The organism is Pseudomonas sp. S2_B10 (genome assembly GCF_054668425.1).
The window spans coordinates 819,630-844,801 of record NZ_CP162768.1; the positions used below are offsets into that span (position 1 = coordinate 819,630).

Annotated in this window: 24 protein-coding genes and 4 tRNA genes; 8 read left to right on the forward strand and 20 right to left on the reverse strand. The window is 58.6% G+C overall.

The window, feature by feature from the left end; translation table 11 throughout:
- On the forward strand, nt 1-1,041 hold the full coding sequence (locus tag AB4O45_RS03475) for an AraC family transcriptional regulator (RefSeq protein WP_150634906.1): 1,041 nt from the start codon (nt 1-3) through the stop codon (nt 1,039-1,041).
- 386 nt (nt 1,042-1,427) lie between these two features.
- Here the strand turns inward: AB4O45_RS03475 and AB4O45_RS03480 are convergent, their stop codons facing one another.
- From AB4O45_RS03480 to AB4O45_RS03530, 11 genes are all read right to left on the reverse strand, one after another.
- Nucleotides 1,428-2,282, reverse strand: coding sequence for a DUF2242 domain-containing protein (locus AB4O45_RS03480; RefSeq protein ID WP_252886453.1), 855 nt, complete (start codon nt 2,280-2,282; stop codon nt 1,428-1,430).
- A 749-nt stretch (nt 2,283-3,031) separates the two neighbouring features.
- Entirely contained in the window at nt 3,032-4,903 is a 1,872-nt protein-coding gene (locus tag AB4O45_RS03485) for a SurA N-terminal domain-containing protein (protein WP_236168547.1), read from the reverse strand.
- A 227-nt stretch (nt 4,904-5,130) separates the two neighbouring features.
- Complete coding sequence (locus AB4O45_RS03490; protein ID WP_016775333.1) at nt 5,131-5,403, reverse strand: HU family DNA-binding protein; 273 nt, start codon at nt 5,401-5,403, stop codon at nt 5,131-5,133.
- 149 nt (nt 5,404-5,552) lie between these two features.
- Nucleotides 5,553-7,949, reverse strand: a complete 2,397-nt coding sequence (lon, locus tag AB4O45_RS03495; RefSeq protein WP_016775334.1) for an endopeptidase La — start codon at nt 7,947-7,949, stop codon at nt 5,553-5,555.
- Nucleotides 7,950-8,112: 163 nt separating this feature from the next.
- Entirely contained in the window at nt 8,113-9,396 is a 1,284-nt protein-coding gene (gene clpX / locus AB4O45_RS03500; RefSeq protein WP_016775335.1) for an ATP-dependent Clp protease ATP-binding subunit ClpX, read from the reverse strand.
- Nucleotides 9,397-9,508: 112 nt separating this feature from the next.
- Nucleotides 9,509-10,144: an ATP-dependent Clp endopeptidase proteolytic subunit ClpP gene (clpP, locus tag AB4O45_RS03505; RefSeq protein WP_016775336.1), complete on the reverse strand. Its 636-nt coding sequence runs from the start codon at nt 10,142-10,144 to the stop codon at nt 9,509-9,511.
- 92 nt (nt 10,145-10,236) lie between these two features.
- Entirely contained in the window at nt 10,237-11,547 is a 1,311-nt protein-coding gene (gene tig / locus AB4O45_RS03510) for a trigger factor (protein WP_016775337.1), read from the reverse strand.
- A 401-nt stretch (nt 11,548-11,948) separates the two neighbouring features.
- Nucleotides 11,949-12,024, reverse strand: a tRNA-His gene (locus AB4O45_RS03515).
- Nucleotides 12,025-12,101: 77 nt separating this feature from the next.
- Nucleotides 12,102-12,186 (reverse strand) — tRNA-Leu (locus AB4O45_RS03520).
- Nucleotides 12,187-12,243: 57 nt separating this feature from the next.
- Nucleotides 12,244-12,319 (reverse strand) — tRNA-His (locus tag AB4O45_RS03525).
- Nucleotides 12,320-12,351: 32 nt separating this feature from the next.
- A tRNA-Arg gene (locus AB4O45_RS03530) sits at nt 12,352-12,428 on the reverse strand.
- Between the two features lie 275 nt (nt 12,429-12,703).
- Here AB4O45_RS03530 and folD point away from each other — a divergent pair.
- Both folD and pbpG read left to right on the forward strand, forming a co-directional pair.
- Entirely contained in the window at nt 12,704-13,558 is an 855-nt protein-coding gene (gene folD, locus AB4O45_RS03535; protein ID WP_016775338.1) for a bifunctional methylenetetrahydrofolate dehydrogenase/methenyltetrahydrofolate cyclohydrolase FolD, read from the forward strand.
- 230 nt (nt 13,559-13,788) lie between these two features.
- Nucleotides 13,789-14,727 (forward strand): D-alanyl-D-alanine endopeptidase, encoded by a 939-nt coding sequence (pbpG, locus tag AB4O45_RS03540; RefSeq protein ID WP_095182110.1) that lies wholly within the window; start codon nt 13,789-13,791, stop codon nt 14,725-14,727.
- Between the two features lie 54 nt (nt 14,728-14,781).
- On the opposite strand, the gene AB4O45_RS03545 is transcribed toward pbpG, so the two are convergent.
- The 3 genes from AB4O45_RS03545 to AB4O45_RS03555 all read right to left on the reverse strand — a co-directional run bounded on the left by AB4O45_RS03545 (nt 14,782) and on the right by AB4O45_RS03555 (nt 15,969).
- Nucleotides 14,782-14,988: a hypothetical protein gene (locus AB4O45_RS03545; protein ID WP_252876592.1), complete on the reverse strand. Its 207-nt coding sequence runs from the start codon at nt 14,986-14,988 to the stop codon at nt 14,782-14,784.
- Between the two features lie 12 nt (nt 14,989-15,000).
- Complete coding sequence (locus AB4O45_RS03550) at nt 15,001-15,207, reverse strand: DUF6021 family protein (protein WP_056788754.1); 207 nt, start codon at nt 15,205-15,207, stop codon at nt 15,001-15,003.
- 90 nt (nt 15,208-15,297) lie between these two features.
- Nucleotides 15,298-15,969 (reverse strand): cysteine peptidase family C39 domain-containing protein, encoded by a 672-nt coding sequence (locus AB4O45_RS03555; RefSeq protein WP_056788752.1) that lies wholly within the window; start codon nt 15,967-15,969, stop codon nt 15,298-15,300.
- 235 nt (nt 15,970-16,204) lie between these two features.
- On the opposite strand from AB4O45_RS03555, the gene AB4O45_RS03560 reads away from it, so the two are divergent.
- Nucleotides 16,205-16,369, forward strand: a complete 165-nt coding sequence (locus tag AB4O45_RS03560; RefSeq protein WP_164488349.1) for a hypothetical protein — start codon at nt 16,205-16,207, stop codon at nt 16,367-16,369.
- Between the two features lie 157 nt (nt 16,370-16,526).
- Here AB4O45_RS03560 and AB4O45_RS03565 read toward each other — a convergent pair whose 3' ends face one another.
- A complete protein-coding gene (locus AB4O45_RS03565) occupies nt 16,527-17,276 on the reverse strand; it encodes a TerC family protein (protein WP_056788748.1) in 750 nt (249 codons plus the stop codon).
- Between the two features lie 29 nt (nt 17,277-17,305).
- Nucleotides 17,306-17,548, reverse strand: coding sequence for a hypothetical protein (locus AB4O45_RS03570; RefSeq protein WP_024013465.1), 243 nt, complete (start codon nt 17,546-17,548; stop codon nt 17,306-17,308).
- A gap of 133 nt (nt 17,549-17,681) precedes the next feature.
- Between AB4O45_RS03570 and nhaR the strand changes: the two genes are divergently transcribed.
- A complete protein-coding gene (nhaR, locus tag AB4O45_RS03575; RefSeq protein ID WP_016775345.1) occupies nt 17,682-18,581 on the forward strand; it encodes a transcriptional activator NhaR in 900 nt (299 codons plus the stop codon).
- Here the strand turns inward: nhaR and AB4O45_RS03580 are convergent.
- Entirely contained in the window at nt 18,576-19,733 is a 1,158-nt protein-coding gene (locus tag AB4O45_RS03580) for an MFS transporter (RefSeq protein WP_024013467.1), read from the reverse strand. The two genes, nhaR and AB4O45_RS03580, sit on opposite strands and share 6 nt — an antisense overlap.
- Before the next feature lie 307 nt (nt 19,734-20,040).
- Between AB4O45_RS03580 and sstT the strand changes: the two genes are divergently transcribed.
- Nucleotides 20,041-21,273 (forward strand): serine/threonine transporter SstT, encoded by a 1,233-nt coding sequence (sstT, locus tag AB4O45_RS03585; RefSeq protein ID WP_024013468.1) that lies wholly within the window; start codon nt 20,041-20,043, stop codon nt 21,271-21,273.
- A gap of 157 nt (nt 21,274-21,430) precedes the next feature.
- On the opposite strand, the gene AB4O45_RS03590 is transcribed toward sstT, so the two are convergent.
- A complete protein-coding gene (locus AB4O45_RS03590) occupies nt 21,431-21,940 on the reverse strand; it encodes a DUF1993 domain-containing protein (protein WP_041477165.1) in 510 nt (169 codons plus the stop codon).
- Nucleotides 21,941-22,065: 125 nt separating this feature from the next.
- Here AB4O45_RS03590 and AB4O45_RS03595 point away from each other — a divergent pair, with 125 nt between their 5' ends.
- A complete protein-coding gene (locus tag AB4O45_RS03595) occupies nt 22,066-22,710 on the forward strand; it encodes a YceH family protein (RefSeq protein ID WP_041477166.1) in 645 nt (214 codons plus the stop codon).
- Between the two features lie 132 nt (nt 22,711-22,842).
- Here AB4O45_RS03595 and AB4O45_RS03600 read toward each other — a convergent pair whose 3' ends face one another.
- On the reverse strand, nt 22,843-23,361 hold the full coding sequence (locus AB4O45_RS03600) for a cupin domain-containing protein (protein WP_252876595.1): 519 nt from the start codon (nt 23,359-23,361) through the stop codon (nt 22,843-22,845).
- A gap of 187 nt (nt 23,362-23,548) precedes the next feature.
- Nucleotides 23,549-24,367: a shikimate 5-dehydrogenase gene (locus tag AB4O45_RS03605; protein ID WP_460161073.1), complete on the reverse strand. Its 819-nt coding sequence runs from the start codon at nt 24,365-24,367 to the stop codon at nt 23,549-23,551.
- Nucleotides 24,368-24,610: 243 nt separating this feature from the next.
- On the opposite strand from AB4O45_RS03605, the gene AB4O45_RS03610 reads away from it, so the two are divergent.
- The gene (locus AB4O45_RS03610) at nt 24,611-24,991 is read left to right on the forward strand and encodes a hypothetical protein (RefSeq protein WP_024013471.1); all 381 of its coding nucleotides are present in this window, start codon (nt 24,611-24,613) and stop codon (nt 24,989-24,991) included.
- Nucleotides 24,992-25,172 lie beyond the last annotated feature (181 nt).

Below are 25,172 nucleotides of genomic sequence, written 5' to 3' on the forward strand. Positions count from 1 at the left end.
ATGAAGCCGCAGCCGATGCGCCTCGGGGATCTGTCGGTGGGTTTCGTCCATAGTCTGGCCGACGCCGTGCGCAGCCACGACGTCGATCCGCTGCCTCTGCTTGAACAATATGGCCTTGATGCCGCGCGACTGGCCGAGGCCGGGGCGCGCTTGTCGATCCCGCGTTACATGCGCCTCGGCCATGCGGCGATTCAACTCACCGGCGACCCGGCTCTGGGCCTGCGCATGGGCCGGATGATCCGCTTGAATCAGGCCGGTCTGGCCGGCATCACTGCGGCGCAAGCACCCACCGTGCGTGAAGCGGCCCGCTGCCTGACGCGCTTCGAGCCGCTTTACGGCTCGAACTATCGCGGGCAGTCCAGTTTCCACGAAGACGCCAACGGTGCGTGGCTGCGCTTCTACTCGATCAGCCCGTACAACACCTATAACCGCTTCGTGGTCGACTCGATCCTCGCTGGCTGGCTGCATCAGTTGTCGAGCCTGTGCGGCGAAACGTTACGCGCCGAGCGAATCGAAATCGAATTCGAAGCGCCGGATTACCGCGACGCCTACACAATGCTCGGTGAATGCCCGATCCAGTTCAGCGCCGAGCGCAACCAACTGCGCCTGAGCCTGAGCAGCCTCGCCCTGCGCAACCCTGAACACTGCCCGAGCACCTGGCGACATCTGCTGCAATTGTGCGAGCGGGAGCTGGAACAACTGACCCGCACCCGCAGTTTGCGCGAGCGCATCACCCAATTGCTCGGCCCGCTGCTCAATGGCGGCCGCGAGCCGGATCTAGAAGAAGTCGCGGCACGCCTGAAACTGCCGACCTGGACCTTGCGGCGCAAGCTCACTGAGGAAGGCACGCAATTTCGCGCGATCCTCAATGACACACGCCGCGACCTGGCGATGACCTACATCCGCGACACCGAACTGGCATTCGGCGAAATCGCCTACCTGCTGGGCTTCGCCTCAGCTGAAGCCTTCCAGCGCGCATTCAAGCGCTGGAGCGGGCAGACGCCCGGCGAATCCCGACGAAATTACCGCTCGGGAGCCTGAAGCTCAGAGTTCCGTCGCGTCGTCAGCCGGCTCTGGTTGATCCAGTTCAAAGGCCTGGTATTCGAGCAGTTCTTCCTGATACTCATCCATCGTATGAATCCCCCAACTGCTCGCTATGAAAATGGCCTGATCAATCGACCTGTGCCCCGAGCATAAAGTGCCCGTGTGAAGGAAAAGTGAAACGCTGCCTTCATGAATAAAACGTAGCAGGTGGTTGGGGATTTATCGCGGCGATGATGCCGCAGGTGTGTTACCAGATTTTAAGCCAACCCGAAAACCACTGTGGGAGCGAGCCTGCTCGCGAAGCGGTGTGTCAGTCTAATCATCTGTCGACTGATACACCGCTTCGCGAGCAGGCTCGCTCCCACAGGGTTTCGCTTGGTTTCTTATTGGCCCGAAGCCGGCATCGCCGGAATCGGCTCGGATGGTGGCGGAATATCCGGGTTGGTCGGCGGAGTGATGGTTTCGCTGGCCGGCGCTGGCTCTTCCACGGGCGCTGGCGCAGGCGTAATCGGCGTCGACTCCGCTGGGGGCACCATCGGTTCGGAACTCACTGGCGCGGTTTCAACCGGGGCCGGTGCAGTTTCCGCAGCCGGCACGGGGACCGGTTCCGCTGCAGGTGTCGGCGCCAGAGGCGCAGGTGCAGGTGCCGCTTTTGGTTCTGGCACACCAAGATCGGTTTTCGGCTTTTCTTCGATGTGTGCAGCTTTCTTCGCATCGGCGGGCAGGAACTGCTCCACCAGCGTGAAGAAACGCTCGTAGAACTTCTGCGCAATGACCGTCTCACTGGCGACCTTGACCATCGAGTCGTCCGAGGAGCCGATCGGCATCGACACCGAGCCCAACACACCAACCCCGAGGCTGGCCGAGTTGTTGGTCTTCTTCAGCGCATAACGGTCCTGCAAGGCGTTGGCGAACACCGTCGCATGATGCCCGGCGCTGCCATCTTCGGCGCAGACCACGTTGAAGCTGATCTCGAGGTGCGTCTCGCCGGTCTGCTGGAAGCTCTTGTGCCCGCTGACCAGCTTCGGATCACTGCTGGTAATGATGTAGCCCTGACTGAGCAACGCGCGCCGGGCCGCTTCGCAACTGGCGGTGTCGGTTACCGGGTAATTGCGCGAAAAGGTGCCGGAGTCATCGAAGTTCTCATGCTCATAGATCGGCTTGTCCTTCGAACAACCGGCCACCGCAGTCAATAACAGCGCCAGCCCGACAACACGCATGGGAGTGGAAATCAACATTGAACATCCTGAGGGAAAACAGTCCGGGGCGTATTGTGCAACAGATCGTTGCCCCATGGCGCATGGAATAGTGTCAAGAATCGGTTACAACTTTACCGGTCATGGCCGTCAGGAAAAAGCCGCGTGGACAAATGATCGATCAACGCGCGCAATTTCGCCATGGCTTGTCGGCTCGACGGCCATAACACCCCAGAACCGACCGGCGTGTTCTAAAGCAAAAGAAAGGTAAAAACTCAAGATCAGGTCGGCTGCCAAGCCGCCTTCGCGAGCAGGCTCGCTCCCACAAAAGCAAAAGCAAAGCAGCGCAGCTGCCCGCGGCAAAGCCGCCCCACTCAACAATGAGCGCAAGCTCGAGTGCTTCTGATCTTGCTTTTGATCCACCGGCGACGTCGGAAGGCTGAGTGGAGGGATTGATCCGGGCGTGGGAGCGCAGCGACCGTCTGGCGCAGCCAGACACAGCGGAAGGAGGTGCAGCGAAGCAAACCGGAGCCGCTGCGCCCGGATCGATCCCGCAGCGAAGGAACCCGAGCCTGCGAGGGCCGAACGTAGGAGCAAGCCTTTTCGGTTACCTTTTCGGCGTTTGGAAAAGGTGACCCGCCGTAAGGGCGGAACCGTAATCAGCAACCCCCGCAGCAACGGATATTCACCCAAACCACCCAGAGCATGGCCGGCCCAAAGGCCGCCAAGCCACCAAAAACAAAAAAGCCCCGACCATCAGGCCGGGGCTCCTTCAAACGTCAGTCAAAAGATCAGAACCGCTCGATCTTCGCCTCAGCTTCCAGTTGCTTGCGATACGCCGCAAAGTCCTGCTGCCCTTCACGGGAAGCCAGGAAGCGACGATATTGCGCCTTCTCTTCATCAGTAGGCGCAGCAGCTTCGTTAACACCGTTGAGGCGCACCACCATCAGGCTGCCATCCGGCAAGGTAACGCTGGAGAACGTCGGCTTGTCCTTGGCAGCCGGCTTCGGCATACGGAACAGTGCCTGCAGCACAGCCGGATCAACCCCTTCCTGACCACGGGTGGCCGCTTCGGTGATCTTCCAGTTCTGGCCATCGATGGCCTTGTCCAGCGGCGCCTTGCCGTCGCGCAGATCAGCGATCAGCTTCTCGGCACGGGTCTTGGCCTCGGCACTGGCATGCTCCTTGGTCAACTGAGTGCGGATCGCCGCGCTCACGCTTTCCAGTGGCAATTGCGCAGGCTTGAGATGCTCCTTGGCCCGCAGCACGATCACGGTTTCCGGGTCCAGCTCGATGGCGGTGCTGTTGGCACCTTCATCAATCACTTCCGGACTGAACGCGGCAGTGACCACGGCACGGTTGGCTGCAACACCTTCGCCACCTTCACGGCCGAACGGCTTGGAAGTGTGCACAGTCAGTTTCAGATCCGCTGCTGGCTGCGCCAGGTCAGAAGCTTCGAACGCCGAGTCTTCCAGTTGTTTGGTCGCCTCAACAAAACGCTGCTCGACCTGAGCGGCTTTCAGCTCGCGGGTCAGCTTGTCTTTCAGGCTGGCCAGGGTCGGCACTTCAGGCGCTTCCACGCCCAACAGCTTGATCAGGTGATAACCGAAGTCGGTACGAATCGGCTCGGACACCTGGTCTTTCGACAAGGAGTACAGCGCTTTTTCGAAAGCCGGGTCGTAAACGCCAGGACCGGCATAACCAAGGTCACCACCATTGTTGGCGGAACCCGGATCCTGCGAGAATTCCTTGGCCAACGCTTCGAACTTCTCGCCCTTGGCCAGACGCGCCTGGACTTCGTCGATCTTCGCCTTTGCCTGCGCTTCGGTAGTCTTGTCGTTCACTTCGATGAGGATGTGCGCGGCACGACGCTGTTCCGACAGGTTGGCGATCTCTTTCTGGTAAGCCGCCTCAAGATCTTCATCCTTGACCGCAACCTGATCGAAGAACGACGATTTCTTCAGCTCGACGTAATCGATGATCACCTGATCCGGCGTCATGAATTCCTTGGCGTGCTCGTCGTAGTAAGCCTTGACCTCGTCATCGGTCAGCTTGACCGCAGCCGGGTCGGCCTTGACGTTAAGAGTGGCGAAATCACGGGTCTGTTTTTCCAGACGGGCAAAAGCCAGCACTTCGGCGTCGGTGACGAAACCGCTGCCGGCAACACCAGCGCGCAACTGGCCGATAAGCATTTCCTGAGCCAGCATCTGACGGAACTGCATGCGGCTGTAGCCCAGTTGACGGATCACCTGGTCGAAGCGCTCGGAGCTGAACTTGCCGTCGACCTGGAATTCAGGCGTCTGCAGGATCACTTGATCCAGCGCGGCTTCGGAGAACGAGAACTTCGCCTGTTCGGCGCCTTGCAGCAGCAACTTGCGGTCGATCAGGCCTTTGAGCGCCGATTCGCGCAGCATTTTTTCGTCGAGCAAGGACGCATCGAAGTCCTTGCCCAGCTGTTGCATCAGCTGACGGCGTTGCATATCAACGGCCTGGCTCAGCTCGTTCTGGCTGATTTCGTCACCATTGACCTTGGCCGCCTCGTTCTTGTGAGTCGTGGCCTGGAAAATGGCATCGAAACCGGTCAGGGCCATCAGTGCAACGATGACCCCGATAATGGTCTTGGCAATCCAGCCTTGTGAATTGTCCCTGATATTTTGCAGCATGCGTCCCCCAGAAACGGTTGAACTTCAATTTAGGCAACCGTGGAGCGTGGGTAGAATCCGGATAGAAGAAAGGCGCATCCGAGGATGCGCCTTCTCGTAACTGGCGGAGCGGACAGGGCTCGAACCCTCGATCCCGGCGTTACAGGTGCCTGTTCCAGCCACCTGCTCTACCGCTCCGCTGCCAAGTCAGGCTTGACCCCGACCCGGATGGGTAAAAACCTGGAAACTCAGTTAACAGCTTCTTTCAGCGCTTTACCGGCTTTGAAACCTGGCTTCTTGGCAGCCGGGATTTCCAGAGACTTGCCAGTTTGCGGGTTGCGACCGGTACGAGCCGGACGGTCGGTCACGGAGAAAGTACCGAAACCAACCAGAACAACGGAGTCGCCAGCCTTCAGAGCGCCAGTGACGGATTCGATTACAGCGTCCAGCGCACGGCCAGCAGCAGCTTTCGGGATATCAGCGGATGCAGCGATAGCATCAATCAGTTCCGACTTGTTCACTCTAAGTCCCCTTATATCTATTTTGAGATGTTTCTAAGTTTTTTGGTGAAAGCAAAAACGAGTGCTGAATGGCCTACAGACACTTAAGAGCCGCTTTATAACAAGGGCTCTAAAATGCTGTCAAGGAAAGCCCCCCAGGCTAAAACGTATTAATGCGTACTAATTCTTTCCTTGGCATCAGACTCGCGTTTTTCGTCCTTGGCAACTATCTCCGGAGCCACATCCGGCAAGGGCTCCGGCGCGTATTGCAGCGCAATTTGCAGGACCTCGTCAATCCATTTAACCGGCTTGATCTGCAGATCCTGCTTGATATTGTCAGGAATCTCCTTCAGATCGCGGACGTTTTCTTCCGGAATAATCACAATCTTGATTCCGCCGCGGTGAGCCGCCAGCAGTTTTTCTTTCAAACCGCCAATTGCCAGCACTTGCCCACGCAGAGTGATCTCACCGGTCATGGCGACATCGGCGCGCACCGGAATACCGGTCAATGCCGAAACCAACGCCGTGCACATACCGACGCCAGCACTTGGGCCGTCTTTCGGCGTAGCACCTTCCGGCATGTGAATGTGCGTGTCGCGCTTCTCGTGGAAGTCCAGCGGGATGCCCAGGCTCTTGGCGCGGCTGCGCACAACGGTCTGTGCGGCAGTGATCGATTCGACCATCACATCACCGAGCGAACCGGTCTTGATCAGTTGACCTTTACCCGGAATCACTGCGGCTTCGATAGTCAGCAATTCACCGCCAACCTGAGTCCACGCCAGGCCAGTCACCTGCCCCACCTGATCCTGCTGCTCGGCCAGGCCGTAGCGGAACTTGCGCACGCCGAGGAAATGCTCGAGCAGGTCAGCTGTCACTTTTACCGAGAAGCGTTTTTCCAGCGCATGCTCTTTGACTGCCTTGCGGCAGACCTTGGCGATCTGTCGCTCGAGGCCCCGCACGCCCGCTTCACGGGTGTAATAACGGATGATGTCGCGAATCGCTTCCTCATCGAACTCCAGCTCGCCCTTCTTCAGACCATTGGCGGCGATCTGTTTCGGCGAGAGGTATTTCACAGCGATGTTGATCTTCTCGTCTTCGGTGTAACCCGGCAGACGGATGACTTCCATCCGGTCCAGCAGCGCTGGCGGGATGTTCATCGAGTTCGAGGTGCACAGGAACATCACATCGGACAGGTCGTAATCGACTTCAAGATAGTGATCGTTGAAGTTGTGGTTTTGCTCGGGATCGAGCACTTCCAGCAACGCCGAAGCCGGGTCGCCACGCATGTCGCTGCCCATCTTGTCGATTTCATCGAGCAGGAACAGCGGGTTGCGTACGCCCACTTTTGTCATCTTTTGAATCAATCTTCCCGGCATCGAACCAATGTAGGTCCGGCGGTGACCACGAATTTCCGCTTCGTCACGCACGCCGCCCAAGGCCATACGTACGAATTTGCGATTGGTGGCATGGGCAATCGATTCCGCCAGCGAGGTTTTACCCACACCTGGAGGACCGACCAGGCACAACACCGGACCACGGATTTTCTTCACGCGCTTCTGCACGGCGAGGTATTCAAGGATGCGCTCCTTGACCTCTTCGAGGCCGTAGTGATCGGCGTCGAGAATGTCTTCTGCACGGGCCAGGTCGAGGCGTACTTTGCTCTGCGCCTTCCACGGCACCTGCACCAGCCAGTCGATGTAGGAACGCACCACAGTGGCTTCAGCTGACATCGGCGACATCTGCTTGAGCTTGTTCAGCTCAGCGGTGGCCTTGGCCAGCGCGTCTTTCGGCAGGCCGGCAGCATCGATGCGCTTTTTCAGCTCTTCGATTTCGTTGTGGCCTTCGTCGCCGTCACCGAGTTCTTTCTGAATGGCCTTCATCTGCTCATTCAGGTAGTACTCGCGCTGGCTGCGCTCCATTTGCTTTTTGACGCGACCGCGAATGCGTTTTTCAACCTGGAGCAGGTCGATTTCGGCATCCAGCAGCGCCAGCACGTGCTCGACACGCGCCGACAGATCGATGATCTCGAGGATTTCCTGCTTCTGCTCGATTTTCAGCGCCATGTGCGCGGCCATGGTGTCGACCAGACGACCGGGCTCATCGATGCTGTTGAGCGACGACAGGACTTCAGCCGGAACCTTCTTGCCCAGCTGAACGTATTGTTCGAACTGCGACAGCAGCGTGCGCACGAAGACTTCCGACTCGCGCTCGGCGGCGTCGACTTCTTCGATCAGAGAAACTTCGGCGCGGCAGTGGCCATCGACTTCGCTGAAGCGCTCGACAGTACCACGCTGCTCGCCTTCGACCAGAACCTTGACGGTGCCATCAGGCAGCTTCAGCAGTTGCAGTACCGTGGCAATCGTACCTACGCGATAGAGAGCGTCTTCACCGGGATCATCGTCAGCCGGGTTTCTCTGGGCCAGCAGCAGAATCTGCTTGTCACCCGTCATCGCTGCCTCGAGGGCTTCGATGGATTTCTCGCGCCCCACGAACAGCGGGATAACCATGTGCGGATAAACCACGACATCACGCAATGGCAGGAGAGGCAATTCGATGGTTGTCTTCATGATTTCGCCTCTACGGCGGCCGTATGGCCGTAATCAGTTGGAATTAAGCTTGAAACCAAGATGGGGGCTGCCTCGAAAAAAAACAAGCGCAAAGCGGAGGTAAAAAACGACTTAAAAAAAAAGAGGCCCGAAGGCCCCTTCCTTGTTGCGGCGCTGTGAACGCTTACGCGTCCGGCGCTGCCTTGGCCGTCGGCTCACTGTTTTCGTAGATATACAGTGGCTTGGACTTGCCTTCGATCACGCTTTCATCGATCACGACTTTGCTCACCTCGGACTGCGAGGGGATCTCATACATCGTGTCGAGCAGCACACCTTCGAGAATCGAACGCAGGCCACGGGCACCGGTTTTACGTTCCAGGGCACGCTTGGCGACCGATTTCAGCGCGTCGGAACGAAATTCCAGATCCACGCCTTCCATCTCGAACAGCTTGGCATACTGTTTGGTCAGAGCATTTTTCGGCTCGGTGAGGATTTGCATCAGCGCAGCCTCGTCGAGCTCGTCCAGTGTCGCCAGGACCGGCAGACGACCGACGAATTCCGGGATCAGACCGAACTTGACCAGATCGTCAGGCTCGACTTCACGCAGGGATTCACCGACCTTCTTGCCTTCTTCCTTGCTGCGCACTTCGGCGTTGAAGCCGATGCCGCCTTTGGTGGAACGGTTCTGAATGACCTTTTCCAGGCCGGAGAACGCACCACCGCAGATGAACAGGATGTTACGGGTGTCGACCTGCAGGAATTCCTGCTGCGGATGCTTGCGGCCACCTTGCGGCGGTACCGAAGCGACCGTGCCTTCGATCAACTTGAGCAAGGCCTGCTGCACGCCTTCACCGGAAACATCGCGGGTGATCGACGGGTTGTCGGACTTGCGGGAAATCTTGTCGATTTCATCGATGTAGACAATGCCCATCTGGGCTTTCTCTACGTCGTAATCGCACTTCTGCAGCAGCTTCTGAATGATGTTCTCGACATCTTCACCCACGTAACCGGCCTCAGTGAGGGTGGTTGCGTCGGCAATGGTGAACGGAACGTTCAGCAAGCGGGCCAGTGTTTCGGCCAGCAGGGTTTTACCGGAGCCTGTCGGGCCGATCAGCAGGATGTTGCTCTTGCCGAGTTCGACGTCGTCAGCCTTTTTGTCACGCTGGTTCAGGCGCTTGTAGTGGTTGTACACCGCTACGGCCAAAACCTTTTTCGCACGCTCCTGACCAATGACGTACTGGTCAAGGATGCCGCTGATTTCTTTAGGCGAAGGCAATTTATGCGCGCTGCTTTCGGCCTGTGCTTCCTGCACCTCCTCGCGGATGATGTCATTGCACAGGTCGACGCACTCGTCGCAGATAAAGACCGAGGGGCCGGCAATCAATTTGCGCACTTCATGCTGGCTTTTGCCACAGAAGGAGCAATAGAGCAGCTTGCCGTTGTCCTCGCCGTTGCGGGTGTCAGTCATTCGTTCGATCCAAATCCGATAGGCTTGCAACACAAGATGAAGGCTATTGCGGGCTTTTTCAAGCCCGCCGCTGATCGGACATGCCGATCAGGCCTGTTTTGCGCTGCTTATATTAAGCTGGACGCTGGTTGATCACTTCGTCGATCAGGCCGTATTCCTTCGCAGCTTCAGCACTCATGAAGTTGTCGCGATTGGTATCGCGCTCGATTTCTTCCAGAGTACGGCCGCTGTGCTTGGCCATCAGCATGTTCAGACGCTCGCGGATGAAGAGGATTTCCTTGGCGTGGATTTCGATGTCCGACGCCTGGCCCTGGAAACCGCCCAGTGGCTGGTGAATCATCACGCGCGAGTTCGGCAGGCAGAAACGCTTGCCCGGTGCACCTGCGGTAAGCAGGAATGCGCCCATGCTGCACGCCTGACCGATGCAGGTGGTCGACACGTTCGGCTTGATGAACTGCATGGTGTCGTAGATCGACATGCCGGCAGTCACCGAACCGCCCGGCGAGTTGATGTACAGATGGATGTCCTTGTCCGGGTTTTCCGCTTCAAGGAACAGCAGTTGCGCACAGATCAGGTTGGCCATGTAGTCCTCTACCGGGCCCACCAGAAAGATCACTCGCTCCTTGAGCAGGCGCGAGTAGATGTCGTAGGCGCGTTCGCCACGAGCGGACTGCTCGACAACCATCGGGACCAGGCCGCCGGCGGCCTGGATATCAGAGTTCTGCTGAATATAAGAATTACGGAACATGCTCTGCAGTCGCTCCCAAATAGTTATGTCTTGAATACGCATAAGCCAGCTCGAGAGCTGGCTTATGGTGTGCACTTCTAACGCAAAATCAATCAGTCGGCTGCTGGAGCTTCTACCGGCTTGACTGCTTCTTCGTAGGAGACCGATTTGTCGGTCACACTAGCTTTCTGCAGAACAGTATCCACAACTTGTTCTTCCAGCACAACCGAACGCACTTCGTTCAGTTGCTGCTCGTTTTTGTAGTACCACGACACGACCTGCTCTGGCTCCTGGTAAGCGGAAGCCATTTCCTGAATCATTTCGCGAACGCGAGCTTCATCAGGCTTCAGATCGAACTGCTTGACTACTTCAGCAACGATCAGGCCCAGCACGACGCGGCGCTTGGCTTGCTCTTCGAACAGCTCGGCCGGCAGTTGGTCTGGCTTGATGTTGCCGCCGAACTGCTGAACAGCCTGCACGCGCAGACGGTCAACTTCGTTGGACAGCAGAGCCTTTGGCACTTCGATCGGGTTGGTGGCCAGCAGACCGTCCATTACCTGATTCTTGACCTTGGATTTGATCGCCTGACGCAGTTCACGCTCCATGTTCTTGCGAACTTCGGTGCGGAAGCCGTCGATGCCGCTTTCCTTGATGCCGAATTGAGCGAAGAACTCTTCGTTCAGCTCAGGCAGCTTAGGCTCGGACACAGTGTTGACGGTCACGGTGAACTCGGCGGTTTTGCCAGCCAGGTCCAGGTTCTGATAGTCCTCAGGGAAGGTCAGGTTCAGAACGCGTTCTTCGCCGGCTTTAGCGCCAACCAGGCCTTCTTCGAAGCCCGGGATCATACGGCCGGAACCCAGTACCAGCTGAGTGCCCTTGGCGGAGCCGCCAGCGAACACTTCGCCGTCAACCTTGCCAACGAAATCGATGTTCAGCTGGTCTTCGTTCTGAGCAGCGCGGTCGGCCACTTCGAAACGGGTGTTCTGCTTGCGCAGGATGTCGAGCATCTTGTCCAGATCAGCGTCAGCCACTTCAGCGCTCAGACGCTCAACGGTGATGCCTTCGAAGCCAGCAACGGTGAACTCAGGGAAGACTTCGAATACAGCAACGTATTCCAGATCCTTGCCCGCTTCGAGCGACTTTGGCTCGATCGAAGGCGAACCGGCAGGGTTGAGCTTCTGCTCGACCACAGCTTCGTAGAAGGAAGACTGGATGACGTCGCCTACCGCTTCCTGACGCGCATCAGCACCGAAACGGCGCTTGATTTCGCTCATTGGCACTTTGCCTGGACGGAAGCCAGCAATTTTGGCCTTTTGGGCAGTCTGCTGCAGACGCTTGTTGACCTGAGTCTCGATGCGCTCTGCCGGCACGGTGACGCTCATGCGGCGCTCGAGAGCAGTAGTATTTTCAACAGAAACTTGCATGGATATTCCTCGTTGCACAGACGTTAGCCGGCCGTTTCCGACCCCAGAATCAAGGGCATGCATTCTAGTGGGTCAAACTCAAGAAGTCACCCTACTGGAAACGGGTAAAAAAACAGCAGGCAATTTATAGGGAGCGCCGCACGAATGCCGTGCACTCCACTGGCGAATAGAAGCGACCACGTCAGGGCTCTGCAGCAACGCTTCTATATATAGAAGCAACTACCAGATAGGCCCCGACAGGCGTTCCGGCAAAACCGGAACGACGAGCAGTTCAGCGTCATCCGATCCTTTAAAAGCGATGAAGTGCCCTGCCCTGCGCCTCGAAATCGGCCATGGCCGGATTTCGAAACCGCTAAAACAAAAAAGGCGCCAGACTGTTAAATCTGGCGCCTTTCGAAATATGGGGTGGACGATGGGGATCGAACCCACGACAACGGGAGTCACAATCCCGTGCTCTACCAACTGAGCTACGCCCACCATATTGCGTAACAAAAAAGCCAAACAACTTCTTTGTCGAAACTTCATCAGGCCATAGGCACAGATGAAGCTTTATTTGGTGCGGATGAAGAGACTCGAACTCTTACGCCTCGCGGCGCTGGAACCTAAATCCAGTGTGTCTACCAATTCCACCACATCCGCGGATGAAGCTTTTAAAGCAAAGGCGCCAGACCGTTAAATCTGGCGCCTTTCGAAATATGGGGTGGACGATGGGGATCGAACCCACGACAACGGGAGTCACAATCCCGTGCTCTACCAACTGAGCTACGCCCACCATATCGCGTTACTTGTGCCAAAGCTGCCTAATGGCGCACCCGGCAGGACTCGAACCTGCGACCATCCGCTTAGAAGGCGGATGCTCTATCCAGCTGAGCTACGGGCGCCTTGTTAATCTGTACTCTTAAAGGACTACAAACTAAGTGCTTTCCAGTGTCGCAGAACCTTGATTCTGCTTCACCTTCTTAACCAGTGCTAGGCTGTGCCCGACAAGTGCGACGAATAGTATAGAGGGCTCCAAAGGTCGTCAAATCCTTTTTGAAAAAAATTCATTTAATTAAAGGAGTTAGAGGAATTTGCTGACCAAGCGCCTTTGCCCTCACCGCTCGACATGCGAGAATGCGTTCTCATTTTTTCCCCTCTCGATGGTTAATCACGCGCAATGACTGCACAACTAATCGACGGCAAATCGATCGCCGCCAGCCTGCGCCAGCAGATCGCCCAACGAGTTGCCGAGCGTCGCCAGCAAGGCCTGCGCACCCCCGGCCTCGCGGTGATCCTGGTCGGCAGCGATCCTGCCTCTCAGGTTTATGTCTCGCACAAGCGTAAAGACTGTGAAGAGGTTGGCTTCCTCTCTCAAGCCTACGACCTGCCCTCCGACACCACTCAGGACGCCCTGACCGATCTGATCGATCGCCTCAACGACGATCCGGCTATCGACGGCGTTCTCCTGCAGTTGCCTCTGCCCGAACACCTCGACGCGTCCAAGCTGCTGGAACGCATCCGCCCGGACAAAGACGTCGACGGTTTCCATCCGTACAACGTCGGCCGCCTGGCCCAGCGCATCCCGCTGCTGCGCCCCTGCACCCCGAAAGGCATCATGACCTTGCTGGAAAGCACTGGCGCTGATCTTTACGGGATGGACGCGGTAGTCGTGGGCGCCTCCAATATCGTCGGTCGCCCGATGGCCATGGAATTGCTGCTGGCCGGCTGCACCGTCACTGTGACTCACCGCTTCACCAAGGATCTGGCCGGCCACGTCGGCCGCGCTGATCTGGTGGTCGTTGCCGCCGGCAAGCCGGGCCTGGTCAAGGGCGAGTGGATCAAGGAAGGCGCGATCGTGATCGACGTCGGCATCAACCGTCAGGACGACGGCAAACTGGTCGGTGATGTCGTTTACGAAACCGCCCTGCCCCGCGCCGGCTGGATCACCCCGGTACCGGGCGGCGTTGGCCCGATGACCCGCGCCTGCCTGCTGGAAAACACGCTCTACGCCGCAGAAACCCTGCACGTCTGACCGGGTTTTTACGCCGCATCAGAACCCCGCCTCGTGCGGGGTTTTTCTTGCCTGAGAAAAAACTTCAACCGTTCGCCGGAAACCGCTCTTTTTACAGGCCTTTTCACGAGATTTTCAGGTCTTACAAACAACCATCGACAGTTCTTCAGCCATACTCCTAAAATGCGCCGGTTTTGAGAAATAACCCGTTACAAACTAACGGTATATCCAACCTTTTAGAGTTCGCCCGCGTGAAAATTCGTCTCTCGATTCTGAGCCTGTTGTTTGCTGTTACAGGCACATTCATCACGCCAACGATCAACGCTGCGGAAACCACCGCTGCTCCACGTGACGCTTCGACATTGAAGATCGCGTCTGGCAGCGCCCTGCTCATGGATATGCAGACCAACAAAGTCATTTATTCCAGCAACCCTGACGTGATCGTACCGATCGCTTCCGTCAGCAAGCTGATGACTGGCCTTGTCGTGGTGGAAGCTCGACAGAACATGGACGAATGGATCGATGTCGATATCAGGAACACCCCGGAAATGAAGGGTGTGTTCTCCCGCGTCAAACTCAAGAGTGAGCTGCCGCGCCGCGAGATGCTGCTGATCGCCTTGATGTCTTCGGAAAACCGTGCCGCCGCCAGCCTCGCGCACCACTATCCAGGTGGCTACGCTGCTTTTATCGCGGCAATGAACGCCAAGGCCAAGGCGCTGGGCATGACCAGCACGCACTTTGTCGAGCCGACCGGGCTGTCAGAGCGCAACGTTTCCACCGCCCGCGACCTGAGCAAATTGCTGGTGGCCGCGCACAAGCAACCGCTTCTGGTGCAACTGACCACCACCAAGGAAAAGACCGTGGCGTTCCGCAAGCCCAACTACACTTTGGGCTTCCGCAATACCGACCACTTGGTCAATAAGGCCGATTGGGACATCAAGATTACCAAGACCGGTTTTACCAACCCGGCCGGCCATTGCCTGGTGCTGGTGACGAAGATGGGCAACCGTCCGGTCGCCCTGGTCATTCTCGATGCGTTCGGCAAATACACGCATTTTGCCGACGCCAGCCGTATCCGCAGCTGGGTGGAAACCGGGCGCAGCGCCAACGTGCCTGCCGTGGCACAGCAATACAAAGCCGACAAGAACCTCAAGAGCCGTCAGAGCGGCGTGGTCGAAGCGGCAAAGTAGACCCAGCAATCATGAAAAAGCCCCGAATGTTCGGGGCTTTTTTTCGTCCGCGCATCAGTCGTTGGGCAGCGGCATATTGTCGTCATCGGGGATGCCGTCGCCCGAGCTCGGCTCAGGCGAAACGTCCGGCGTCAGCACATTTGGCCGCGCCATCGGGTCGCGCATCGGGCTGTCCGGGTCCAGCACCGGATCAACCTCCGGCTCCGGCGTGGTCGGTACGCTGTCAGGTTTGTGGTCATCGAAGCTTGAATCGGTACTCATACGCACCTCACATCAAGGTTTCAGATCGGCTAACGGATCATAGGGCTTGGCCGGTTTCTTCGGATCTTCACCGGGCTCGACATCCTGCGGGGCCTTAGCCGGACCGACCGGATCAACTTGCGGATCCTCGAGGTCCGGCGAATCCGGATCGAAGCCCAGATCATCGCCCGAGGAATGTTCGGACGAGTGTGGGCCTTTCGGGGTTTGGGAATCTGCCATGTTGCCTCCTTGATTCACCCGCGAAGCACGGGCATTAATCTTCAGAGGCCGGCCCGGCGCAGTCGTGCCCGGCAGATGACGAACGGAGGTTTATTGCGCCGCCAGAGCCTTTCGCGCCTGCGCCGCAGCGTTTTCTTCACCGGCCTGCGCCAGTTCATCGGCGGCTTTCAGCCAACGGGAGCGGTCGACGGCTGCCGGGATCTGCGACGGTTTCTGAATCAGGATCGCCCAGCCACCGGCCTTTTCGAGCGCTGCTTGAAAGCTGCCGAAATCCATCAACTGCCGACGATTCATGCCGGCGCGCAGCAGGACCTTCTGTTTGTTGCGGTCGTAGCCGGACAGGATCGCGTAACGCGGCTCGGCCCAGAATGCCGAACCTTCACTGAAACGCACCATGACCGGGTAGCCCGCCGCGACCTGGGTCAGCAAGGCTGGCAGCTGGCTGTCGAGCGGATAAACCACCAGGCCATATTCGCGGGCGAGGTTCTGCATGTTCTGCTGCAGCTTGTCCTCAGCCCCCGGCAAGTGCAGCGGTTTTTCCAGAAGGCCCGGGGTGATGACGATGCCTTGTTGCGACAGCAGACTGGCCAGCACCTGTGGCCCACTCTGGTTGGCTTCGCCACGATAGAAGGTGCCGCTGAGTTCAACTCGCTCTGGCAAGCGTTTGACTTCTGGCGCTACGTTGCCCGCACATCCGCTCAGCAACACCGCGCAAGCGCCGGCAAGCAACGCTCCACGCACTCGAGAAAATACCTGAACCATCAATCACTCTCTTCCAGACGCCGGTCATCGTGTTCCGGCAACGCCAGCGATCATAGAGCCGCACCCGCCTGCGGTATAGCCTTAAACCGCAGAGCGGGCGATTGCATAGAGCAAACTGATTGGTCACTAACGACCTTTGGTCAATAGCTTGAAACACCCCATTGACTAGACTGTCACTGAAATAGAGCGAATTGCGAAAAGCGAGCGCCCGATGCAGGGCGAAGAGGAGGCACCAATGAGCCTGACCATGACCATTGTGATGTTGATAGCCGGCTGGCTGGCCGTGGCGACTGCCATGTTGTGGGGTGTGCTGCGGATTTCGCGGCGGCATCATCCGGTGCAGACGATGCCGGTTGAGAAAACAGAGAAGCATCCAGTGCGGCACGCTGCTGCGCATTGAAGATCAAGAGCCCCTCACCCTGGCCCTCTCCCGGAGGGAGAGGGCTGGGCGGGCGGCGTTCCGATGAGGGGCAAGCTCTAAACCACACCCCCAACATCAAAGCGAAAAAAAACCGCCTGAGCTCAACAGCCCAGGCGGTTTTTTGTGTTCTCAGCGATTACGCCTGCTGAACAACCTTCTTCTGCTTCGCCCGGCGCGACAGCATGTTCAACACTTCGATACCGGCCGAGAACGCCATGGCCGCGTACACATAACCTTTCGGAACATGGGCGCCGAAGCCTTCGGCGATCAGCGTCATGCCGATCATGATCAGGAAGCCCAGCGCCAGCATGACCACGGTCGGGTTGTCGTTGATGAACTTGGCCAGCGGATCAGCCGCCAGCAGCATCACCAGCACCGACACCACCACCGCGATGATCATGATCGGCAAGTGTTCGGTCATGCCGACAGCGGTAATGATGCTGTCGATCGAGAACACCATGTCGAGCATCAGGATCTGACCGATGGCCGCGGCAAAACCCAGGGTTACGGTCGAAGTCGCGGTCTTCGGGTCTTCCGGCGACGGGTCCATGCTGTGATGGATCTCGGTCGTGGCTTTCCACACCAGGAACAGGCCACCGGCGATCAGGATCATGTCCTTCCAGGAGAACGCCTGACCAAGGATTTCGATCACAGGCTCGGTCAACTGCACGATGAACGCGATGGTGCTCAACAGGGCCAGACGCAGAATCAGGGCCATGCCGATACCGATACGACGCGCCTTCTGCCGATGCTGTTCGGGCAATTTGTTGGTCAGGATCGAAATAAAGATCAGGTTATCGATGCCGAGCACGATTTCCATTACCACCAGTGTGGCCAAAGCAACCCAAGCGGTGGGGCTGGCGGCGAGTTCTAACAGATATTCCATGGGTCAGTCCTGATTCTGTGTAAGACGGTTTAGATGGTCTTGGAGGAAGATTCGGATTCTTCCGCCTGTTTTTCCGGCGTTTCTTTTTTCTCGATCAAACCACCGGTGGCATCACTGAGCGCTTGCTCGGCGGCTTTATGGGTGTCGTCGATTGCTTGTTTGGCGGTTTCAGCCGCCGCGCCCATCAGTTGCTGGGCGCTTTTTTCCGCCTGATCACAACCGGCCAGAACCAGTAAAGACGCAAACATCACTGCGGGAAATGTGTATTTCATAAGGTTTCCTTCGAATGAACAGACAGGCGCACACACCGGCCGTCGATGGCTGGGCATTCTAGGGAGATGAACACTTCAGGAAAATTCGTATTTTTAGCGGCTATACTTCGGTTTTCACGAAGTGGCCATCACTATGCTCAATTACCGACAACTGCATTACTTCTGGGTTGTAGCCAAAACCGGCAGCATCGTCCGGGCGTGCGAGCAGCTGAACCTGACGCCACAGACGATCAGCGGACAGATTTCACTGCTCGAACAAACCTATGGCGTGGAATTGTTTCGCCGGGTTGGCCGACAGCTGGAGCTCACGGAAGCCGGGCGCCAGGCCCTGCCCTACGCCGAGCAGATGTTTCAACTGGGCGGCGAGCTGGAGCTGATGCTGCGAGCGCAGCCCAACGAGCAGCAGATCCTCTTTCGCGTCGGCGTGGCCGACGTGGTGCCCAAATCCATTGTTTATCGCCTGATCGCGCCGACCATGGAATTGAGCGAGCCGCTGCGCATCACCTGTCGCGAAGACAAACTCGAACGTCTGCTCGCTGATCTGGCCATCCAGCGTCTGGATCTGGTGATTTCCGACAGCCCGATGCCTTCGCATCTGGACATCAAAGGCTACAGCCAGAAGCTCGGTGAGTGCGGGATCAGCTTCTTTGCCACCGCCGAACTTGCCGCGCAGTATGGCCAGGATTTCCCGCGCAGCCTGCACGGCGCACCGTTGCTGATTCCCGGCGCGGAAACCGTGGTGCGCAGCCGTTTGCAGCGCTGGTTCGCCGAACAGCAGATCCAGCCGCAGATTGTCGGCGAGTTCGATGACAGTGCTTTGATGCAGGCCTTCGGCCAATCCGGCAGCGGGATTTTTATTGGCCCGAGCGTGATTGCCGAGGAAGTGAAGCGCCAGTACGGCGTCGAGTTGATCGGCCAGACCGACGCCGTGAGCGAGTCGTTCTATGCCATCTCGGTGGAGCGCAAGGTCAAGCACCCTGGCATCGTAGCGATTACCGAGGGCGCCCGACGCGAGCTGTTTACCGGGTTATGAAGCGCAGACTTCACGCGGCTTCAGCGTCATCAGCACCATGGCGAGGAACACCGAAAGCAAAATGAAGCCGGCAGCGGCAAAGCCGAGAAAGCCCAGCCCGGCACTGTCGATCACCCGGCCGCCGACCATCGCGCCCAGGCCGATGCCGAGATTGGCTCCGGCGATGTTCAGCGACGCGGCGAAGGCCGGCGCTTCCGGCGCGGCTTTCATCAGGCGCACATGGCTGACCAGGAACAACGCCGCCTGGGTCACGCCCCAAATGCCCATCGCCACCGCCAGGCCGACTGGCGAATGAATGTTCGGCACCAGCGAGACCATGCCCGCGATCATGAACGCACAGAACAACACCGACGCCCCCAGCGGATGCCGATCCACCGCACGCCCGCCAAGCGAGTTGCCGATCAGCCCGACTGCGCCAAACGCCATCAGGCACCAGCCGACCACGGTGCCGTTGAATCCGGCAAGTCGTTCGAGGATGTCGGCAAGGTAGGTGTAAGCGGTGAACATGCCGCTGAACACCAGAATCGACAACAAGATATGGCCGAGCATCAGCGGGCTGCGCAGGATCTTGAACTGCGAACGGAAGCTGACCTGATGCTGGTGCAGACTGGTTTTCGGCAGATAGACAAACAGCAGCAAGGCTTTGGCAAACGCGATCAACGCCAGAATGCCGAATGCGCTGCGCCAGCCGAACGCATCGGAAATCAGCGTGCCGACCGGAATGCCAAACACCGTGGCGCAGACAATACCGAAGCCGATCTTGGCGATGGCGCGGCCGGCGAAATCCGGGCCGACGATGTCCACCGCCGTCTCACTGGCCAAAGCCCAGAACACCGGCAAACCCAACGCTGGAATCAAGCGCGCGATGGCCATCACCCAGATATTCGGCGCCAACGCTGCAACGGTATTGGCCAGACCGAACATGATCAGAATGCTGATGAACAGTTTGCGCCGTTCGAAACGGGCGAAATACGCGGTCAGGAATGGGCCGAACAGCGCCACGGTAAAGGCGAACAAGGTCACCAGCAGCCCGGCTTGCGGGATGCTGACTTCGAGGTCTCGGGCGATCGCCGGCAACAGGCCGACAATGACGAATTCCGTGGTCAGCACCGTGAACCCGGCGGCGGACAACAGAAGAATAGGCAACAGCATGCGCAACTCCAGCAAAACGACGACACCAGCGATGACCCGGAGGCCCGCTGGCAGAACTTGAAAATGAGGATGGCGAAGCTTAACAGACTGCGTCCGCACTGAGTTGCCCAAAACTGCCGATCTGCCGGGCCGATCCGGTGGCAGATCGTCACAGGCCTGAAGGTTCACGCCTACGCTGTGATAAAGTCCGCGCCCTGAAAATCGTACAGCTGTTCAACGTGCCGTTTGGCGGCGTTGATGTCACTTCGACAGGCGTTTCGTGACTGCCCACGACGCTTCGCACCCTATAAAAAACAGAGATGCCGCTATGACCGCTTCATCCCCTTCGTTACTGCAACGCCTGAAACGCCTGAGTCTGGTCAGCCAGATCGTCATTGGTCTGATCGCCGGTATTGCCCTGGCCCTGATTGCACCGGAGCTGGCGAAGTCCACCGCGTTCATCGGCAAAGTGTTTGTCTCGGCGTTGAAAGCCGTGGCGCCGATTCTGGTGTTCGTGCTGGTGATGGCCTCGATCGCCAACCACAAGCACGGCCAGGAAACCCACATCCGGCCGATCCTGTTCCTGTACCTGCTGGGCACATTCAGCGCTGCGGTGGTGGCCGTGGTCGCCAGCATGGCGTTCCCGTCGAATCTGGTGCTATCGACCGAAAACGTTGCCGTGACTGCGCCTGGCGGCATCGGCGAAGTCCTGCAAAGCCTGTTGCTGAGCGTCGTCGATAACCCGGTCAGCGCGCTGATGAATGCCAACTTCATCGGCATTCTGGCCTGGGCGATCGGCATGGGCATTGCCATCCGGCATGCCGGCGACACCACCCGCGAGGTACTGGGTGACTTGTCCAATGGCGTCACCGTGATCGTCCGCGTGGTCATTCGCTTCGCGCCGCTGGGCATCTTTGGCCTGGTCGCGTCGACACTGGCCACCTCCGGTTTCGGCGCGCTGCTCGGCTATGCGCACCTGCTGGCAGTGCTGCTGGGCTGCATGCTGTTCGTCGCGCTGGTGATGAACCCGCTGATCGTGTTCTGGAAGCTGCGCCGCAATCCGTACCCGCTGACCCTGATGTGCCTGCGTGAAAGCGGCATTACCGCGTTCTTCACCCGCAGCTCGGCGGCGAACATTCCGGTCAACCTGGAATTGAGCAAGCGCCTGGGCCTGCACGAAGACACCTACTCGGTATCGATCCCGCTGGGTGCGACCATCAACATGGCCGGTGCGGCGATCACCATTACCGTGCTGACCCTGGCGGCGGTGCACACCTTGGGCATCGCTGTGGACATTCCGACCGCAATCCTGCTCAGCGTCGTCGCAGCCATTTGCGCCTGCGGCGCGTCCGGTGTGGCCGGTGGTTCGCTGCTGCTGATTCCGCTGGCGTGCAGCCTGTTCGGCATCCCGAGCGAGATCGCCATGCAGGTCGTGGCGGTGGGCTTCATTATTGGCGTGCTGCAGGATTCGGCGGAGACCGCGCTGAACTCGTCGACTGACGTGCTGTTTACAGCGGCGGCTTGCCTGGGCGAAGAAGAGAAGGCTCAGCGTACGGCGTAACCGCCTTACCTTGTGGGAGCGAGCCTGCTCGCGAAAGGGGCGAGACATTCAGTATTAATATCGCCTGATACGCCGCATTCGCGAGCAGGCTCGCTCCCACAGAAAAACAAAAGCCCGCCAAGGCGCGAACCTTGGCGGGCTTTTCGTATCCGGGCGTTTAGAACGCGCCCATGTAATCGCGCTTGCCCACTTCAACGCCGTTATGACGCAGCAGCGCGTAGGTGGTGGTGACGTGGAAGAAGAACTGCGGCAAGCCGTAAGTCAGCAGATACGCCTGACCACTGAAGCGCTTCTCCTTCGGCGTGCCCGGACGGGTCACGATTTCGATGCCTTCCTTGCCGTCGATCTGCTCTGGCTTGATCTCGCCAATGAAGGCCAGAACCTTGGTGATCAGCGCTTGCAGTTCGGCAAAGGTAGTTTCAGTGTCGTCGTACTTCGGCAGTTCGACTTCGGCCAGACGCGCCGACACGCCTTTGGCGAAATCCACGGCGATCTGCACCTGACGCACCAGCGGGAACATGTCCGGGTACAGACGCGCTTGCAGGAAGACGCTCTGGTCGATGTTTTTCGCGCTGGCGTGGGCTTCGGCCTTTTTCAGCACATCGCTCAGGGCGTTGAGCATTTGTTGAAAAACCGGGACGGATGCGGCGTACAGTGAAATGGTCATGGCAGTCTCATGTGATGGCTGGGTAATACGTGGTGGCGATTATAGCCATGCTTGATGAGCACACGGCTTGCCTTTTGTTTGGCAAGGATTAGGCTAGGCGGCTTCGACTGCAGAGGGAACGCGCGATGAGCAACGAACAAGAATCCACCTCCGAACAGCCACGGTTAAATGCCACGGAAATCCGCATTCTCGGTGCGCTGATCGAAAAACAGGCCACCAGCCCGGAAACCTATCCGCTGACCCTCAACGCGCTGGTGCTGGCCTGCAATCAGAAAACCAGTCGCGAGCCGGTGATGAACCTCAATCAGGGTCAGGTCGGGCAGAGCCTGCGGGCGCTGGAAGGTCGAGGTTTCACCCGGCTGGTGATGGGCAGCCGTGCCGACCGCTGGGAGCACAAGGTCGACAAGGCGCTGGAACTGGTGCCAGCACAGGTGATTCTGACGGGTTTGATGTTTCTGCGCGGTCCGCAGACCGTCAACGAACTGCTGACCCGCAGCGGACGCATGCACGAGTTCGAGGACGCCGAGCAGGTGGTTCATCAGCTTGAACGGCTGATCGCACGCGGTCTGGCGGTATTGATTCCGCGTCAGGCCGGGCAGCGTGAGGATCGCTACACCCACGCCTTGGGCGATCCGGCGGATATCGAGGCGATATTGGCGGCGCGGCAAAATCCTGGGGAGCGCTCGAGCGCTGGTGTTTCCCTGGAGCGTATCGAAGAACTGGAAGCGCGGATCGCCGCACTGGAAGAACGCCTGGCCCGCCTCGAATAATCGCAACAGAACCTCTGTGGGAGCGAGCCTGCTCGCGAAAGCGTAGTGTCAGTCACCACGACCTCGAATGACCTGCCGCCTTCGCGAGCAGGCTCGCTCCCACAGGGTCTGCGCGATATTCAGCAGCCCGCGTCACTCCCCATCCCAGTAATCCACCCCATCCACCTGCCGCGCGACAGCGACAAAGCCCGAGGCCTTGCCCTCGGCATCCACCGTGAAATTATCCATCACCGCATACTTGTTCGAATCCGGGTACTCGCAGATCTCCGGCTGCTGCTGAGTGCTGATCGCCAGATAACGCAGCTCATCCGCGCTGGTATTGATGATCTGGTGAGCCTTTTCCGGTCCGCCGGGTGGGCAGGCGATCACATCACCGGCGCGGATCGGAAAACGCTCGCCTCCCAACCGCACCTCGCCCTCCCCGGCCACCACGTAGAACATCTCCTCATTGACCCGATGGCTGTGGAATGGACTGCCGCGCATGCCTGCTGGCAGCGCGTACAGACGGTAACCGAGTTTCTGCGCACCGAGTTGCTGGCCGATCCGCGCGAAACGCTGCAGATAACGACCGGCGGTGTCGCCTTCAGGGGCCAGGGCTTCGGGAAGGGCTTCGAGTTCGACCTCGTTGAGGTTGAGGATGGGCGGATGCATGGGCGGCCTCAGTTAAGGTTTTAGTGGTGGGCACGTCTGTGCGTGCTGGCGAGGATTATAGATAGTGATCCAGAACCGCAGCGCCGCCTTCGCGAGCAGGCTCGCTCCCACATTCAATCGCATTCCAGCTCAACCTGTGGGAGCGAGCCTGCTCGCGAAGAGGCCAGCCCAGCCACTAAAAGATCAATCAGCTACGCGCAAAATCCACCGCCGCCGCAAACTGCGCCTCATTCGGCCGCACCCCGGTGTACAGGACAAACTGCTCCAGCGCCTGAATTGCAATCACCTCAAGCCCGGTAATCACTCGCTTGCCCTCGGCCCGCGCCCGCACAATCAGCGGCGTCTCCGAAGGGATCGCCACCACGTCGAATACAGTCTCAGCCGCTTTGATCACTTCAGGATCGAACGCCAGTTGCCCCGCCTCCGGCCCGCCGTCCATGCCTACCGGGGTGACATTGATCAGCATCTGCGGGCGCTCGTCACCCAGCTCTGCCTGCCAGCGATAACCCAGCGAATCCGCCAGGCCGCGGCCGGCCCGCTCGTTACGGGCGACAATCAAACCGTTCTTGTAGCCACCATCGCGCAGGGCGCTGGCCACCGCTTTGGCCATGCCGCCGCTGCCGCGCAGGGCGAAGGTCGAATCTTTCGGCACCGCGTGGCTTTCCAGCAATTGCGCGACGGCGATGTAATCGGTGTTGTAGGCCTTGAGGTGTCCGCCAGTGTTGACGATGGTGTTGATCGACTGGATCGCCGCCGCCGACGCATCCAGCTCATCGACCAGCGCAATGCAGGCTTCCTTGAACGGCATCGACACGCCGCAGCCACGAATGCCCAGCGCCCGGATGCCACCGACCGCGCCGGTCAGGTCCTGGCTGCTGAACGCCTTGTAGTAGAAGTTCAGGCCCAGCTGTTCATACAAATGGTTGTGAAAACGCAGACCGAAATTCCCCGGCCGCCCCGACAGGGACATGCACAATTGGGTGTCTTTGTTCGGGTTCATCTGCATGAAACTTCTCCTTCAAACGCACTTTCGGATGGACGGGATTGGCCAGCCCACCGGGTTCTGAATCATCATTGCGGCTTGTCTGTGGCGCTGCGCAGCCGGGTAAAGAAGCCGCTACAGACCTTACACAAAATTTACCCAGCGGCTGTGCTGAATTTCGCAAATTTGCTGTCTTAGCTGTATCCCCGCGACAACTGTGGGCCTGATTCAGGCCGCGGCGCCGGGTCGAAGAACCGAGGACTTATCATGATTCGTAAACTTCCCATCATGGCTTTGTTGATTGGCGCACTTGCCGTCACCGGCCAGGCTGAAGCGGGTGGTGGCCATGGCTGGCAGGGCCCTGCAGTGTTTGGCGCGATCGTCGGCTCGGCCATCATCGGCTCGGCACTGATCAACCAGGATCGGCCGGTGTACGTGCAGCAGCAGCCGGTTTATGTTCAGCCGCAACCGGTCTACGTGCAGCAACCGCCGCCACCGGTCTATTACCAGCCGGCGCCGGTGTATGTACAACAACCGGTCTACGTGCAGCCGGCCCCCGTCTATTACGGCCCGCCTCGTGGTTATTACGGTCGCCCCCACGGCTACTACGGCGGCCCGCATGGCTACTACGGCGGTCCACGCTGGTAAGCGCAACACAGAGCCCCGTTTTCATGCGGGGCTTTTTTATGACCGCTGGTCGGCCAACGTCTGAAAAAATCTCGCCAGGGTCGCTGTGAGAACAGTTTGAGCAGCTAAAGTCGGCATGATGGAATCGACCGTCGGGCTTTTTTCATCAAACGGTCACCGCTTTGTCATGACGGAACTGCAA